Genomic DNA, 15,446 nt, shown 5'->3' with positions numbered 1-15,446 from the left:
CCCTGTCGGTTGGACAGGGGATGTCTTTTGTTGTGTTTAAGGAGTGATCAATGTGCCGTCTGGTGTACGGCTCTGGGTCCATTCATGTGGACGGTAAACCACGGGAAATTCCGCAGCAGCTGCTTCATCAAACGTGATCCCGATCCCGCTTTTCTCGATCGGATAAAAATAGCCGTTTTCAGGTTGTGGACTGCCACCAAAGACCGACTGGGTATTTGCTGGGATCGCAATCATTTCTTGGATCGCGGCATTGTGCAGATGGATATTTAGATGGGTGTTGACGGCTAAGCCGACAGGGCTGATATCAGACGGCGTGTGCCAAGCGATCCGAATGCCCATCGCATCGCAGAAGTGAGCCAATTTCAATGCTGGCGTGATCCCACCGATTTGTGAGACATGGGCACGCATAAAGTCGATCTGTTGATTTTTGACTAGCTCTTGCCATTCCATCGGATTATTGAACAATTCGCCGGTCGCGATCGGGGTCGCCGACTGGCTGCGGAGTTGCTGCAACCACTTGTTTTGATCCGGCGGCAAAATATCTTCTAGGAAAAAGAGATTAAAAGGTTCAGCGGCTTTTGCAAATTGAATCGCTTGGTTTGGATGCAGCCGTTCATGCACGTCATGCAGCATTTGAAATTGATTGCCGTATCGTTCTTGGATCGCAGCAAACATTTTCAGTGTTGTGTCCATGTAGTCTGTTTGATCAAAATAGGAACCAGCGATGGGCTGATCGGGTGTTTGCAGTTGGCTAGGGTTTCCACCATAAAAGCCTAATTGGCAACGGATATAGCGATACCCCTCAGCCAAGAAGCGATCGATTTCTTGATAAAGGTCTTCGAGATTGTCTGCCACGGCATGGGTATAGGCGGGAATCGCCGTACGCGCTTTTCCACCTAACAGTTGATACAATGGCATATCGGCTAATTGTCCCTTGATGTCCCACAAAGCCATGTCGACTCCTGAGATGGCATTGTTGGTGATCGGACCATTCCGCCAGTAAGAATTGACATTCATCACTTGCCAAAGATCTTCGATTTGATTGGCATCGCGGCCAAGTAAGAGGGGGCGTAAATACTCGTCAACGACGGTTTTTACGGCTAGTGGGCGAAACTGGAAGGTTGCGCAACCTAACCCAGATACGCCTTTGTTCGTTTCTACTTTAACGACAACAAGGTTATGACGATCAGGTTTGATCGCAAAGGCTTTGACGTCGGTGATGATCGTTGGTGTCATTTCATTCACTCCAATTTTTGTCTCTAGTTGCTATAGCCATTGAAACATGCTTGGCAACCGCTGTCAATTTGGTCTAATAAAAACTGGATATACACCATAAAACCAGTCCAATTTTTGCCTATTTTATAATAAAACGTTGATATATAGCGTTTTTATTCTGGTTTTATCAAAAAAGGACTGGTTTTACAAGTCTGTGTGAGCATGCTACTATGTGTGTGAAAACGGAAACACCTGAAAGGGCGCCCGTCAAAAGGATCAGGACCGTTAGCAAACAACAGGGGGAAAAAAAGATGACCAAAGAAGACATCGTAAAACAGATCATTAAAGATGTTGGCGGATCAGACAATATCAACAATGCATGGCACTGTATGACTCGCTTGCGTTTTGATTTAAAGGATGAGAAAAAAGTCGACTATGCGGCGTTAGAAAAAACACCCAAAGTCGTAGGAACAAAATATCAAAGCAATCAGCTGCAAGTAGTGATAGGAACGGATGTTGCTGATTATTATGCACCTTTAGCCAAAGAATTAGGTCTTGATGAAGCGAACCAAGGGGAAACATCAGAGAAAAAAGGAGCCGTTTCCTTATTTATGGATACCGTTTCTGGCGTTTTTGGTCCGATCGTTCCAGCTATCGCTGGCGCAGGAATGATCAAAGGATTAATGGCTGGATTGGTGGCTTTGAATGTCATCTCTAATCAAACAGACACCTATTTAGTGATCGACATGATCGCGAGCGGCGTATTTACATTCTTGCCATTTTTTGTTGCTGCCTCAGCCGCTCGGATTTTTAAAACCAATCAATATTTAGCGATCGCAATCGCGGCAACGCTGCAATTTCCAACGATGACCAATGCGGTAGCCGAAGGAAGCATTTCCGCCTTTCGTTTGTTCGGCGTACTGCCAGTACCCGTCTTTAACTATGCAGGGACAGTGATTCCCATTATCTTTGCCGTGCTAGCGCTTAGCTATATTTACCGTTGGGTCGATAAACTCTTACCACAAGTGCTGCGTACCGTGTTTACACCGACGATTTCGTTGTTTGTCGCTGGTATCTTGACATTAACGGTCATTGGCCCAATCAGTATCCATCTAGGAAACTTACTGGCTGCTGGCGTGGCTGGGTTATTCACTATCTCGCCTGTCTTAGCAGGAATTGTGGTAGGGGCGATTCGTCCAATCGCAATCTTCACGGGTCTGCATCATGCCATGACCCCGATCGCTTTGCAAAACTTCGCCAATCAAGGGTATGACATGTTGATGCCAATGATGTTTATGGCAAATATGGCAATCACCGGCGCAACAGCAGCTATTTATTTCAAAGTCAAAACCAAAGAAGAAAAATCGATCATTCTATCTTCGGCTGTTTCGGGCTTGTTAGGGATCACAGAACCTGCGTTATTCGGGATTTTGTCGAAGTATAAAAAAGCCTTTATCGCAGCAACAGTTGGTAGTTCTGTGGCGTCTGCCTTCATCAGTTTCTTCGGTGTTCGGATTTATGGATATATTCTTTCAAGTATCTTTAGTTTGCCAGCCTATATTGGGGAATACTTTATCTATGCTGTTTTAGGGATCATCTTGGCAATCGGCTTATCCTTTGCAATGAGCTGGTTCTTGGTACCAAATCAAGCAGCCGAAGGCGATCGTTACACCAACGAAGTGGATCTGCATGCCGTGACCCATGGAGAATATGTCCCATTAGAAGATGTACCAGATGAAGTTTTTTCAACGAAAATGATGGGAGAAGGCTATGCCATCGAGTCACAAGATGGGCAAATCTTTGCACCGGTCAGTGGCGAAGTCACCACTGTGTTCCCTTCAAAACATGCCGTCGGGATCAAAACCCAAAACGGCGTTGAAGTTCTTGTGCATATGGGGATCGATACAGTCTCACTTGGCGGGCAAGGCTTTGATGTCTTTGTCAAAGCTGGGGAGCAAGTCACTCCGCAAACCAAACTGGCACAAATGGATCTACCTTATATCAAGCAGCAAGGCAAAGAAACCATGGTGATCGTTTTGATCACCAACATGGATCGCGTGCAGCAATTTTCTGGAAGTACTGATTTAGAAGGCAGACACCAAGCCGGTGCATTGCTGGAAAAAGTCGTTTTGAATGCCTAATAAAAGAAAAAAGATGAGCTTCATTAATGAAGTTCATCTTTTTTTTATTGCAATTAACTACGCAGCCCGCGGCCTTTTTGGATCAAGTACCAGCATACGCTGTATAAGACAACAATGAACAAGACCAAAATACCGATGGATAGGAAAATTGGGACATCGATGGTGCCTAAAAAGCCGTAGCGGAAACCAGAGATCATATACACGATCGGGTTGACTTTGGAGATCGTTTGCCAAATCGGCGGCAGCATGCTGATGGAGTAAAAGACGCCTCCAAGATAGGTCAATGGTTGTAAAACAAAGGTTGGCACGATGGAAACATCGTCAAAGGATTGGGCGAAGATCCCATTTAGCAACCCTGCTAATGAAAATAAGATGGCGGTCATGACAAGGGTTAAGACAACGATGACCCAAGAATACACATGTAATGGCACGAAGAAAAGGGAAATGATGGTCACCAATGTGCCCACCAAGATACTACGGCCAAGTCCGCCAAAGACAAAGCCCCAAATAATGACGTGAGTAGGAACCGGCGCCACTAAGAGTTCCTCAATGTTTTTTTGAAACTTCTGTGAAAAGAAGGAAGAAGACACATTGGAGTAAGAGCTGGTGATCGTCGACATCATGATCAGCCCGGGAACGATAAATTCCATATAAGAAAAGCCGCCCATTTCGCCGATGCGGCTGCCGATCATTTTCCCAAAGATAATGAAGTATAAGGAAGTAGTGATGACGGGTGGGACGAGGGTCTGCACCCAAATCCTTAAATAGCGGTTGGTCTCTTTGACCGCTAAACTTTTTAAGGCTGTAAAATAAAGACTAAACATGGTTTTCCTCCGCTTCGTGTGCTTCTTCGGTGATTTTCAAAAATAGTTCTTCCAAGCGATTGGATTTGTTGCGCATGGAGAGGACATTGATCCCTTGCTGGCTGAATTGAGCAAAAAGATCGTTGACGCCTTGGTCTCGAGCGACTTCAACGGCGATGGTCTGTTCATCTTCCATTTGGATCGGATATCCAGTGATCGTTGGTGCTTGTTTGATCGGTGCGATATCAAAAAGAAAGGTTTCAAATTGCAGTTTTGCCAACAAAGATTTCATACTAGTGTTTTCGATCAGTTCACCAGATTGAATGATCCCGATATTGCGGCAAAGCATTTCCGCCTCTTCTAAATAATGGGTCGTCAAAATGATCGTTGTGCCATTTTGGTTCAGCTCCCGCAAAAAGCTCCACATTTCCCGACGCAATTCGATATCGACACCTGCCGTCGGTTCATCCAAAATCAATAGCCGTGGTTCATGCATCAGGGCACGAGCGATCATCAAACGGCGTTTCATCCCGCCTGACAGCATCCGCGCACGAACATTGCGTTTTTCCCACAAATTCGACTGCTTCAAGTATTTTTCGCTGCGCTTGATGGCTTCGTTGCGGGGGACACCATAATACCCGGCTTGATTGACCACGATCTGCTGGACCGTTTCAAAGGGATTGAAATTGAATTCTTGGGGAACTAGACCAATCTGTTGTTTGACTTGGACCAATTCTTTGTCTAAATCGTAGCCGAAGACTTTGACGCTTCCGGAAGATTTATTGACAAGAGAGGTGATAATGCCGATGGTGGTGGATTTTCCAGCGCCGTTTGGGCCTAACAAGGCATAAAAGTCGCCTTCTTCTACCGTCAAATTTATGCCCCGCAACGCTTCAACGCCGGTAGCATAGACTTTGCGTAAATCGGTTAGTTCTAGTGCATAGGTCATGTTTATTTGAACTCCTTCTATGTATGATGGTTTATTCTATCATTTTTTTTCAAGAAGAACCGCATGTTTTGATTTTTTCATTCGATTAGATAACGATTGTTGCTAATTGATTAAAAGTGGGAAAGAGACAAAAGAAAAAACGACCGTTTGATCGTTTTTTCGATAAAGTCGATTGTTAGCATAAATACCGTTCTGGTCGTTCTGTCTGTCCTAGTAAGTAATCGACAGAAACATTATAGAGGGAAGCTGCGTGTAGCAGCGTCAATACATCGGGTAAGCGATCGCCTGCTTCGTATAAGGTGTAATCGGGGTAAGACACATCGAGATGCTGGCATACTTCTTTTGGGCTCAATCCGCGTTCTTCTCTTAAAAACTTGAAGCGGCAACGCAAGGTGTCTAATAAAAAAGCTTCTTCTAATGTCACTTTGCGGTCCTCCTTAAAAAATTGCGCTTCCTTTCGCACTGTTCTCTTTTTATTGTACCAACAAAAGCAAAATATGCGAAGTAATTCACATGAAGGTCGAACGGTTTTTGTTAAAAAGTGAAACAAATGACTTGCTCTGAGACGCGTTTCATACAGTATGCTTGATTTATAAAAAGGAAGGCGGGATGAAAAAATGAATACATACATGAAGAAAAATGGTGCGGAATGTTGTTATGTAACGTTGGCTTTTGATGGACAACAACTGGTATTGACGAAGCCAAAAGGGTTCTTTCAAGAACGATTAGTAGAAATTCCTGTGGATGAGATCAGTCACTTGACGTGTGATGAACACTTCGGGTCTCAGCGCATCGGTTTTATTCATCACAATGATTACTATGAATTTTATACATGTGGGTTAAGTGTGATAGACTATATGAAAGAACAATTATTCGTTTAAGGAGCAGTGAGTCATGGCAAACATTCGGGATATTGCACGCTTGACCGGTTATTCGGTCTCAACGGTTTCACGAGTCATTAATAACAATCCGTATGTCAGTGAAGAAAAGCGTCGTAAGATCCTGGCTGTCATGGAAGAGGTCAACTATATTCCAAATTACACGGCACGAGCGTTGAGTGTTGGTAAAACCAAAAATATTGGTGTGATTCTGCCATTTGTCAATCATCCGTACTTCGATCGCTTGTTGAGCGGCATCACGACAGCAGCGTTTGCTCGGGGTTATAAGGTGACGCTTTTAGCCACGAACTATGATCCGCAAGTAGAGGAAGCGTATTTGCAAGAATTTGCGGCGAAAAGCTTTGATGCCTTGATCATTGCCTCGCGGGCGAATCCGATCGAAACCTTATTGCCTTATCGTTCTTACGGTCGCATCGTCTTTTGTGAGAATATCTCGTATTTGACTGACGGTTGCACCTATATTGATCGAGAGGAATCGATCAAAGAAGTCTTTACGTATTTTAAGGAACAAGGTATCCAGAAAATCGGCGTGACATTGGGACGTAGCCGCAAGCTCAGCAGCAATTCAAAAATCACGGTCCGTTTGGCTCATGACTATTTTTCGACTTTTTCCGAAGACTTGATCTTTTGGGATTGTTTGACGGAAGAAGATGGCAAAGAAGCAGCTGCTTATTTTGCAGATAAAGGGGTCGAAGCGATTTTCACCAATGGGGATCATGTTGCTGCTGGGATCCAGTCGCAGGCGCCGGGAGAATGGCTTGTGATTGGACGGGACAATTTATACATCAGCGAGCTGCTGCAGCTTTCAACGATCGATCATCACTTGCAAGCTTGCGGGGAGACTGCCGTCCAATTGGCGATAATGGAAAAAAGCGGCAACTATCGCATGCCCTATGAGTTCATCAAACGATAGCATAGACGAAACGATGCGCAAACAAAGCCCCTGAACGGGCAGTGCTTGCGCATCGTTTTTTTAATGGGATTCGGTGTAATGGTCAATGATCTGTTTCAACAGCTGGGCGCTGCCGACGCCCGCTTTTTGATCGTAATAGGCGGTAAAACGCTCGTCTTGAACGTACATTTCCCCTAAAGATCGGTGATATTTTGCTGAGTAAAAGGGTGCTGCTTGTTTGAGCCATGCTTGATGTGCAGCAAAAGCCATTTGGGCTTTGTCAGAAGGGATTCGTTTCCCTTCCTTTTCAGTCAATAGCTCTTTTAACAGCTGTAATAAGCGGTTTTCGTTGTCGGTCAGTGCTTGATAATTGACTTGGGTCATCTGCTGCCACTTTTGGTTGCTTTTTTCGATGATCTCCTCACCGTAGGTTTCTCGTAACTCGGCACCGTAGTTTGCTTCGTTTTCACGAATTTTTTGTTTCTTAAAATAACTGAATTTCTCTTGATCGGTCATCGTCTTTTCTCCTTCATAATAATCAATTGTTTGCGCTAAGGTGGTCAAAAGACTGTCCAGGGCTGCTCGCTCTTGTAAAAGCTGTTGGTAATGCTGCAACAAGACCGTTTGGATCGATGCTTGCGGCTCATCCAAGATCCCGCGGATCGTTTCTAATGACAGCCCAAAAGACTTAAAATACAAAATCTGCTGTAGGCGATCGACTTCCTGTCTCCCGTAGATACGGTAACCAGCTGAGTTGGTGCGTTGCGGTTGTAACAGCTTGATCTGATCATAATACCGCAGGGTACGGCTGCTGACTCCTGACAGTTTGGCTAAGGCACTGATCGTATATTCCATCGGCTTTTCCCTCCTTACACCTGTATCCTAAAGGTTGACGTAACGACAAAGTCAAGAAAATTTTTTTGCGTTTTTTAAAATGTGCTATAATTATAACAAAGAAAGGAAGATAAGATGCAAATAGTTTTTTCTGATATTGATGGGACGTTTCAAGAAATGGGGCACCCGATTCATGAGATCAATAAAGAAGCCATCCGTTGTTTACAAGCCCAAGGGGATCACTTTGTGTTTGTCACAGGGCGAGGATTTGAGCTTGTTCAAGATATGATGGCGGAAGAAGGCCTTTCCTGCGATGTGATTTTCGGAAACGGCGCCGGTCTGATGATAAAAGGAGAAGCGCCTGTTTTGACGCATACCTTACCCTATAAGACATTGGCACAAGTGATTGGTATCTTAGAGACAGAAGCGGTTTTTTATTTCTTACATACTGACCATGGCATCATTTCCCCACAAGCGCATTTGTATGAAGCGCAATTTCAAGAAAGCCGTAAGCAGTTACTCGCGGAGTTAGGGGAGCGAGGGCAAATCATCGCTGACTACAAATACGAGTTCTTCTACAACGAATGCCTTCATAAAGACGACGTGTTGCAGTTTATGAAGGAACATCCAGAGATAAAGGTCATCAAAATCGAACTGATGGAAGCGTCAGACGAAAAAAGAGAACGGCTGCGGGCGATGATCCAGTCAGAAACGGCAGCGATTTTTCAATCCTTTGTCCAAACACTGGAAATCGTTGATCCATTGGCGACCAAAGGTGCGGCGATCCGTAGCTTTTTAGAAGCTTTTCCCGCTGCCAAAAGCTACGGGATCGGTGATGGTGAAAATGACCTTGCGATGTTTGAAGCGGTGGATGTTTCTTTGGCTGTAGCAAATGCCAGCCCAGCGATCAAAGCAGTTTGTGATCGAACCATTGAGCGCGCGGAAGACGGCGGTGTTGGCCGCTTTATTTTAACAGAATTAGTTTCGAGAGAGGATGTTGTGCATGAAGTTGATTGAAACCCCAGTAAACCAAAATCTAAATATGGAAACTTTTTACCCGAACATCTCCAAGTATCTATTCGACAAAATAGCGATCAAATACTATAAATTGTATTCGCTTGATCGGACGCAGATTCTCTATGTGGATAGTTTTGATACGATTTCTTTAGTATTGATCAACAATAAAAAGAAAATCAGTCGGGAAGAAGTCGATACAGCGATTCATCGTTTGCTGAAGGTCGATCGCAAAGACGTGACCGTCAATATCAATATTCGTAAAGAAATGGAAGCAAGAGGCATCACCTTTTCTAAACCGAGAAAAGATGTCATTCTTGTTCAATTTCCTGTGAAAGAACACTAGTTGAAAGAAGTTGGGACATGCACGTTGCAAGAGCAATCAAACGTTGAACAAAGGGGCGACCTTATACGAGCGCGTAAATAATGCGCAATAAGTAGGAGGTTGACCCATGCTTTTGAGCAATTTGTTCTCAGATGGATTGCCTTGTACTGGCAAAAACCCAACTTTTTTTTGAAAAAAACAAGATTTTCTGTCTTTTGTGTTTTTTTTGCTATAATGAGAAGAAGTAAGCTAGAGGGAGTAAGAACATGCAGAAATTATTTAAAGATGACAGCTTGACGCTACACACTGATCTCTACCAAATCAACATGATGCAAACCTATTGGGAGTTAGGCAGAGCCGATCGTAATGCGGTGTTTGAATGCTATTTCCGTGACATGCCTTTTGAAAACGGCTATGCGATCTTTGCCGGTCTGGAACGATTGATCGATTATTTGAACGATTTATCCTTTTCAGAAACGGATATTGCCTACTTGCGAGAAATCGGCGGCTACCCAGAAGCCTTTTTAGAGTATCTAAAAGAGTTCAAGTTTGCTTGTACCGTTCGTTCAGCGTTAGAAGGCGATTTGGTCTTCAACAATGAACCGATCATACAAGTAGAAGGGCCGTTGGCACAAGCGCAGCTGATCGAAACGGCGTTACTAAATATGGTCAATTTCCAAACCTTGATCGCCACGAAAGCTGCCCGCATCAAATCCGTGATCGGCACGGATCCCTTGTTGGAATTTGGTTCACGGCGGGCACAAGAATTGGATGCAGCCATTTGGGGGACTCGAGCGGCCTATATTGGCGGAGCGGATGCGACGAGTAATGTGCGGGCAGGGAAGATTTTTGGCATCCCAGCCAGCGGAACCCACGCCCATTCCCTCGTGCAATCCTACGGCAATGACTATGATGCATTTATGGCATATGCCCAAACCCACAAAGATTGCGTATTCTTAGTCGATACCTATGATACATTGCGTTTAGGTGTGCCAAATGCGATTCGTGTGGCCAAAGAGATGGGGGATAAAATCAATTTCTTAGGTGTGCGGATCGACAGCGGCGATATGGCGTATATCTCGAAAAAAGTCCGTGAACAGCTGGATGAAGCGGGATTCACGGAAGCCAAAGTCTATGCTTCCAATGATCTAGACGAAAATACGATTTTAAGCTTGAAAATGCAAAAGGCGAAAATCGATGTGTGGGGTGTCGGCACCAAGCTGATCACCGCTTACGATCAACCGGCATTAGGCGCGGTTTATAAACTGGTTGCCATCGAAAATGAGCAGGGAGAAATGATCGACACCATCAAATTATCCAGCAATGCCGAAAAGGTTTCGACCCCTGGAAAAAAACAAGTCTGGCGGATCACCCGTAAATCGGACGGCAAGTCCGAAGGCGATTATGTCACGCTATGGGAAGAAAATCCCCAAGCTGCAGACGAACTGTTCATGTTCCATCCTGTTCACACTTTTATCAACAAAACAGTGACGAACTTTGATGCGCGACCATTGTTGCAAGACATCTTTGTAGATGGCCAGCAAGTGTATCAAGTGCCTGACTTAGAACACGTCAAAGCCTATGCGACGAATTGCTTGGATTCCCTTTGGGATGAGTACAAACGTGACTTGAATCCACAGAAATACCCAGTCGATCTCTCGCAAGAATGTTGGGATCATAAAATGCGGACGATTGAAAAAGTACGTAAACAAACCAATGGCGCGATTTTGTAATCCGCAACTGCGCTGGTCCTAGGATCAGTCAGCTGCTTCAAAAAATAAGAGGAGGCGTTTCTATGACCATGCAACAAGAAATTATCAAAGAATTAGGAGTCTTACCGACCATCGACCCGAAAGAAGAAGTTCGTAAGAGTATTGATTTTTTAAAGGCGTATCTGCAAAAGAATTCGTTCTTGCATACGTTTGTCTTGGGGATCAGTGGTGGGCAAGATTCGACATTAGCTGGCCGGATCGCGCAATTGACGATGGAGGAAATGCGCAGTGAAACCGGGAATCCCAACTATCAGTTCATAGGGGTACGCTTACCTTATGGGGAACAAGCAGATGAAGAAGATGCCAAAAAAGCCATTGAATTTATCAAACCAGATATTGAGCTGCGGGTAAACATCAAAGCCGCCGTCGATGCCCAAGTGCAAGCGGTGGAAGAAGCAGGCTTAGCGGTTTCTGACTTTAATAAAGGCAATATCAAAGCCCGTCAACGGATGATTACGCAATATGCCATTGCGGGTGAAAAAGCAGGAGCTGTTCTGGGTACGGATCACGCTGCTGAAAATATCACCGGCTTCTTTACGAAATACGGCGATGGCGGTGCCGATATCTTACCACTGTTTCGTTTAAACAAACGCCAAGGCCGCCAACTCTTGCAATACTTAGGCGCACCAGAAGCATTGTATACAAAAGTCCCAACTGCGGACTTGGAAGACGGCAAACCTTTAGTGGCAGATGAAGCAGCTTTAGGAGTGACCTACAACGACATCGATGACTATTTAGAAGGCAAGGAAATTGCGGCTGAAGCCCAACAAACCATTGAAAACTGGTGGAACAAAACGCAACACAAACGCCACTTGCCAGTCACGATTTTTGATGATTTTTGGAAATAAACGAAACCAGTGATTCCGTTCCATTCAGATAGAAAGAAGAGTCTAGGGGGCAAGAAACCTTAGACTCTTTTTTTATGAGGGTTGCTTTCTTTAAAAATAACAAAAGCTTCTTGCCCTGGCTTTACTTTCTTGTCTTGAAAGCATAAAATACGAGGGTACCTAGAACGTGTAGAAAAGGAGGAATGTTCCTTCGTGAAAATAAATAGCCATCCTTATCTGAAGATCGCATTAAAAGGCATCGCCATCGTCCTGTTGATCATTTTCAGTAATTTATATTTGCAATGGTGTCAAAACAATCTTTCCGTTGAATTAGCCTTGAAATTTGCCTTTTCGTGGCATACAGCAAAGTTTTTCTTGGCTTGTGGGGTGCTACTGCTGGTGTATGGGGTGTTTGCCAGTTTGGCAGGTTCAGTACTGATCGGGGGCATCTTTTATAGTGTCGTCATCGGAATCTTAGGGTACGCCAACCATACGAAGATGGTCTATCGCCAAGAACCAATCTATCCTGATGATTTAAAGATGGTCACTCAATTCGACCTTCTACGAACCATGATCGGCAATGGCGCGTTTTTCTTAGCCATCCTCTTTGCTCTGGCGGCGATCGGGGCGATCGGCTGGAGTATCTATCGCAGCCGCAAATTAAACCGGCGTTTACAAGTAATGCGAGGGGCAGTGCTGGTCGTATGCTCGCTGGGCTTAGTCTATGTTTCACACTTCAACGACAGCAACAACCTTCTACGCAAAGCCTACAATCAGACGGCGCTCTGGATTCCGTATTCACAAAAAATGAACTATTACAATACGGGATTTATCGGTGGGTTTTTGTACAACTTGCGGGTAGATGCCATGACGAAGCCTGAGGGGTATTCAAAAGAAGCGATCCAAGCGATTGCGGATACCTACAATGCACAGGCGGCGGAGAAAAACCAAGACCGTGAAAGTGAAGCACCAAATATCGTTTATGTGATGAGTGAGAGCTTTTCCGACCCGAGCCATTTAAATGGCTTGTCGATCACCGGCGATCCGTTGAAAGACTATTACCACGTCGCCGATCAAACCATCAGTGGAAAAATGCTTTCGCAAAATTATGGGGGCGGTACGGCAAACATCGAATTTGAAGCGTTGACTGGTTTTGCCATGGGCCTATTGAATCCGCAAATGACAACGCCTTACACGATGCTAGTGCCGAAATTGACGCAACTGCCATCCTTGGTTTCTTTCTTGGAACAATCAGGGTATACGGCAACGGCGATCCATCCTTACGATACATCAATGTACAAACGCAAGGATGTCTATGGGGTGATGGGGTTTGAACAGTTTATCGATCAAGATACGATGACCTATACCGACAAAATCGAAAATAATCCTTACATCTCTGATGAGGCGGCCTACAAAGAAGTGCTGGCATTGTTGGAAAACGATCAGCAACCGCAATTTGTCCATTTAGTGACGATGCAGACCCATATGCCTTATGCTGGCAAATACGATACGCTGAATTACCAAGCGAGCGGTCCGGGCAATATGGCTTCTTTGGAAAACTACCTACAGGATATCTCTTATAGCAGTACAGCGTTGAAAAACTTTGTGGCTGAATTAGAGCAGCTAGATCGGCGAACGTTGGTCGTCTTTTGGGGAGATCATTTACCAGGCATTTATGCCGATGAGATCAAGGATCAAAATGAAACGGCTGCCCTGCATGAAACCGAATTTTTGATGGTTGATTCGCAAGGGAATTTTGCGCCAGAAGATGTACCAGTAACAAGTCCTTTTTATTTTGCGCCGAACCTATTAGAAGCCAGTGATCAACCAACCAGCGGGTTTTACCAGTTGTTGTTGGGCTTGCAAGATGAGTTGCCGGCTTTTGAACTGGGTCAATATTATCAAGAGGGACAATGGCAGACGACTCTTGCGTTGGATCAAGAAGCCCAAGAAATCTATGATGCCTACAATTTGATCCAATATGATGTGCTACAAGGAGAGCAATACAGTTTAACGACTGGTTTGTTTGACTAAATGAAACATAAAATAGCGCCTTATCCTGTGACTGACACTGGGATAAGGCGCTTTTGTTTGTGTGAAGTTATAATTCCTGCCATTTACGATTTTGATCAAAATCATTGGCGGCGGCGTAGGCGTCTTGAACGATCGTTTCAGGGTAGCCCATGACTTTTAAGAGGGCGATCGCGTTGCGGCTCAAGGCAGGACCGGATTTGACCTTATAATCAAAGGAGATGCCGTCATCTTCCGTGACTTGTTCAGAAAAATGAATGTTGCGGCAATCATTTTTCAAAATTTCAGTCAGCTCAATATCATGGGTAGCGACAAAGGCCAATGATGGGTAGGCTCGCAACCAATGGATGATGCTAGCAGAAGAAGCGATTCGTTCCACCGTATTGGTTCCTTTTAAAATCTCATCAACAAAACAATAGCAGCGCTGTTTCGTGGCAACGGTATCTAGCAGGCGTTTGATGGATTTGATCTCCGCCACGAAATAGCTGTCGCCTTCAAATAGATCATCTTCGACAGCCATCGAGGTAATGACGTGACCAGGAACCATCGTAAAGGTTTCAGCTACTGCTGTCTGGATGGTTTGTGCCAAAATACAGTTGATGGCGACACTTTTGACATATGTCGATTTGCCTGAGGCATTGGAGCCAGTTACAAGGGTATTGTGGGGCCAAGTGACATCATTCATGACTGCTTCACTTAGAAGCGGGTGATATGTACCCGTTGCTTGCACACCTCCGCTTGTTTGGAAGGTCGGAAGGCAAGTGATGGGCATATACGTGCGAAAATTTAAAATGGCGGCTGCGACTTCCAATTTTCCCAGCAAATTCCACAGATCGATGGCTGCTTGTTGGTGTTTGGCCAGAGTATTGGTGACCGTTTGATAGGAAATAAACGGCAGCATAAAAATGATATTGATGTATTCAAACAACATGTCTCCTTCGCTGCCGTTTTTGGCACGAAACGAGAAAGCGAAACGAGTGATCTTCTTTAATGGTGCCAAGGATTGTTTGAGCTCATCTTGGAGGGGCGTGTTGATTTTAGCGATCTGACTGCCACAGGCAATCGTTTGAACCAAATAGCGCATGCTGTTCAGTTCTGTTTCCAGCTTGGCTTTTTTGATGGAGTAATAGATCGTATTGAAAACGACACTAATCAACGTCAACAGGAGGCCTTGGACAATCCCCAGCAGGAGCAGCAAGATGCCGACTAATGGCAGCACACCTAAAAAGACAAAGAACGGCAGAGAACCGATCGATTGCGCCGCTTCATTGGCCAAGTAGGCTTTCGAAAAATTATCATCTTGTTTTCCTAAACGAGCAAACGTATATTGGGATTGTTCGCGTGCGGCACTGTCAGCAGCAAAAAAGTCGATCAATTTGGTCAGCTGTTTGTCCGGCTTGAAGTGGAAATTGCGTAATTGCTGGTACAACGCTTCTGAACCAACACTGGAAAACGTCAGATTAATGGACTCAAACAACGAAAAGCCATCCAAGTCATACCAAGTGATGTCATCGACCTCGCTATCAAAATCGTGAAACTTCTTCTCAGTCAGCCAAGCTTTTTTCAAACTCGCTTCTTTATCAAAGCGGGGCTGACGGGGAAGTTTTCCCCAAGCAAGCCGAACGTAACGACGTACTTTGTATCGATTCCAGATATCTAGTGCGGTCAAGATGAGAATGCTGGCGAGTATGATCAAAATGACCATCGTTTGTGGTTCCATATGCAAAAGTCCTCCTAATGGCTA

The 15,446-nt window shown here is 44.7% G+C and carries 14 protein-coding genes; 8 read left to right on the top strand and 6 right to left on the bottom strand.

The window, feature by feature from the left end; translation table 11 throughout:
• Positions 1 to 36 precede the first annotated feature (36 nt).
• Complete coding sequence (locus IGI92_RS12985; RefSeq protein ID WP_301388241.1) at positions 37 to 1,236, bottom strand: enolase C-terminal domain-like protein; 1,200 nt, start codon at positions 1,234 to 1,236, stop codon at positions 37 to 39.
• A gap of 290 nt (positions 1,237 to 1,526) precedes the next feature.
• Between IGI92_RS12985 and IGI92_RS12980 the strand changes: the two genes are divergently transcribed.
• Entirely contained in the window at positions 1,527 to 3,356 is a 1,830-nt protein-coding gene (locus IGI92_RS12980) for a glucose PTS transporter subunit IIA (RefSeq protein WP_301388243.1), read from the top strand.
• Between the two features lie 53 nt (positions 3,357 to 3,409).
• Here IGI92_RS12980 and IGI92_RS12975 read toward each other — a convergent pair whose 3' ends face one another.
• The 3 genes from IGI92_RS12975 to IGI92_RS12965 form a co-directional block, all read right to left on the bottom strand.
• Positions 3,410 to 4,180, bottom strand: coding sequence for an ABC transporter permease (locus tag IGI92_RS12975; protein WP_005228499.1), 771 nt, complete (start codon positions 4,178 to 4,180; stop codon positions 3,410 to 3,412).
• Positions 4,173 to 5,108: an ABC transporter ATP-binding protein gene (locus IGI92_RS12970; protein WP_005234114.1), complete on the bottom strand. Its 936-nt coding sequence runs from the start codon at positions 5,106 to 5,108 to the stop codon at positions 4,173 to 4,175. Before IGI92_RS12970 ends, IGI92_RS12975 begins: the two co-directional genes overlap by 8 nt.
• 175 nt (positions 5,109 to 5,283) lie before the next feature.
• Positions 5,284 to 5,532 carry a helix-turn-helix domain-containing protein gene (locus IGI92_RS12965; protein WP_005234115.1) on the bottom strand — a complete coding sequence of 83 codons (249 nt, stop codon included), beginning with the start codon at positions 5,530 to 5,532 and terminating at the stop codon, positions 5,284 to 5,286.
• Between the two features lie 193 nt (positions 5,533 to 5,725).
• Here IGI92_RS12965 and IGI92_RS12960 point away from each other — a divergent pair, with 193 nt between their 5' ends.
• Entirely contained in the window at positions 5,726 to 5,989 is a 264-nt protein-coding gene (locus IGI92_RS12960; RefSeq protein WP_005228502.1) for a hypothetical protein, read from the top strand.
• A 13-nt stretch (positions 5,990 to 6,002) separates the two neighbouring features.
• Positions 6,003 to 6,920: a LacI family DNA-binding transcriptional regulator gene (locus IGI92_RS12955; protein ID WP_005234116.1), complete on the top strand. Its 918-nt coding sequence runs from the start codon at positions 6,003 to 6,005 to the stop codon at positions 6,918 to 6,920.
• A 60-nt stretch (positions 6,921 to 6,980) separates the two neighbouring features.
• On the opposite strand, the gene IGI92_RS12950 is transcribed toward IGI92_RS12955, so the two are convergent.
• Positions 6,981 to 7,754 carry a MerR family transcriptional regulator gene (locus tag IGI92_RS12950; RefSeq protein ID WP_301388248.1) on the bottom strand — a complete coding sequence of 258 codons (774 nt, stop codon included), beginning with the start codon at positions 7,752 to 7,754 and terminating at the stop codon, positions 6,981 to 6,983.
• 114 nt (positions 7,755 to 7,868) lie between these two features.
• Between IGI92_RS12950 and IGI92_RS12945 the strand changes: the two genes are divergently transcribed.
• The 5 genes from IGI92_RS12945 (at position 7,869) to IGI92_RS12925 (ending at position 13,705) form a co-directional block, all read left to right on the top strand.
• Positions 7,869 to 8,750 (top strand): HAD-IIB family hydrolase, encoded by an 882-nt coding sequence (locus tag IGI92_RS12945; protein WP_005234118.1) that lies wholly within the window; start codon positions 7,869 to 7,871, stop codon positions 8,748 to 8,750.
• Entirely contained in the window at positions 8,737 to 9,093 is a 357-nt protein-coding gene (locus IGI92_RS12940) for a DUF1827 family protein (protein ID WP_139960257.1), read from the top strand. Before IGI92_RS12945 ends, IGI92_RS12940 begins: the two co-directional genes overlap by 14 nt.
• 245 nt (positions 9,094 to 9,338) lie before the next feature.
• A complete protein-coding gene (locus IGI92_RS12935) occupies positions 9,339 to 10,805 on the top strand; it encodes a nicotinate phosphoribosyltransferase (RefSeq protein WP_005234120.1) in 1,467 nt (488 codons plus the stop codon).
• Between the two features lie 62 nt (positions 10,806 to 10,867).
• Positions 10,868 to 11,692, top strand: a complete 825-nt coding sequence (nadE, locus tag IGI92_RS12930) for an ammonia-dependent NAD(+) synthetase (RefSeq protein WP_016612726.1) — start codon at positions 10,868 to 10,870, stop codon at positions 11,690 to 11,692.
• Positions 11,693 to 11,884: 192 nt separating this feature from the next.
• On the top strand, positions 11,885 to 13,705 hold the full coding sequence (locus IGI92_RS12925) for an LTA synthase family protein (RefSeq protein ID WP_016621616.1): 1,821 nt from the start codon (positions 11,885 to 11,887) through the stop codon (positions 13,703 to 13,705).
• Positions 13,706 to 13,772: 67 nt separating this feature from the next.
• Here IGI92_RS12925 and IGI92_RS12920 read toward each other — a convergent pair whose 3' ends face one another.
• A complete protein-coding gene (locus IGI92_RS12920) occupies positions 13,773 to 15,422 on the bottom strand; it encodes a MutS-related protein (protein WP_301388252.1) in 1,650 nt (549 codons plus the stop codon).
• Between the last annotated feature and the right edge of the window lie 24 nt (positions 15,423 to 15,446).

The organism is Enterococcus sp. DIV2379 (genome assembly GCF_050542965.1).
GTDB lineage: Bacteria > Bacillota > Bacilli > Lactobacillales > Enterococcaceae > Enterococcus_D > Enterococcus_D entomosocium.
The sequence above is the reverse complement of the archived record's forward strand: the minus strand, read 5'-3'. Positions and strand labels throughout refer to the sequence as shown.

Bases quoted from the DNA above. Each gene is read 5' to 3' on its own strand.
- IGI92_RS12985 (WP_301388241.1), bottom strand. From the start codon at position 1,236: ATGACACCAACGATCATCACCGACGTCAAAGCCTTTGCGATCAAACCT.
- IGI92_RS12980 (WP_301388243.1), top strand. From the start codon at position 1,527: ATGACCAAAGAAGACATCGTAAAACAGATCATTAAAGATGTTGGCGGA.
- IGI92_RS12975 (WP_005228499.1), bottom strand. From the start codon at position 4,180: ATGTTTAGTCTTTATTTTACAGCCTTAAAAAGTTTAGCGGTCAAAGAG.
- IGI92_RS12970 (WP_005234114.1), bottom strand. From the start codon at position 5,108: ATGACCTATGCACTAGAACTAACCGATTTACGCAAAGTCTATGCTACC.
- IGI92_RS12960 (WP_005228502.1), top strand. From the start codon at position 5,726: ATGAATACATACATGAAGAAAAATGGTGCGGAATGTTGTTATGTAACG.
- IGI92_RS12955 (WP_005234116.1), top strand. From the start codon at position 6,003: ATGGCAAACATTCGGGATATTGCACGCTTGACCGGTTATTCGGTCTCA.
- IGI92_RS12950 (WP_301388248.1), bottom strand. From the start codon at position 7,754: ATGGAATATACGATCAGTGCCTTAGCCAAACTGTCAGGAGTCAGCAGC.
- IGI92_RS12945 (WP_005234118.1), top strand. From the start codon at position 7,869: ATGCAAATAGTTTTTTCTGATATTGATGGGACGTTTCAAGAAATGGGG.
- IGI92_RS12940 (WP_139960257.1), top strand. From the start codon at position 8,737: ATGAAGTTGATTGAAACCCCAGTAAACCAAAATCTAAATATGGAAACT.
- IGI92_RS12935 (WP_005234120.1), top strand. From the start codon at position 9,339: ATGCAGAAATTATTTAAAGATGACAGCTTGACGCTACACACTGATCTC.
- nadE (WP_016612726.1), top strand. From the start codon at position 10,868: ATGACCATGCAACAAGAAATTATCAAAGAATTAGGAGTCTTACCGACC.
- IGI92_RS12920 (WP_301388252.1), bottom strand. From the start codon at position 15,422: ATGGAACCACAAACGATGGTCATTTTGATCATACTCGCCAGCATTCTC.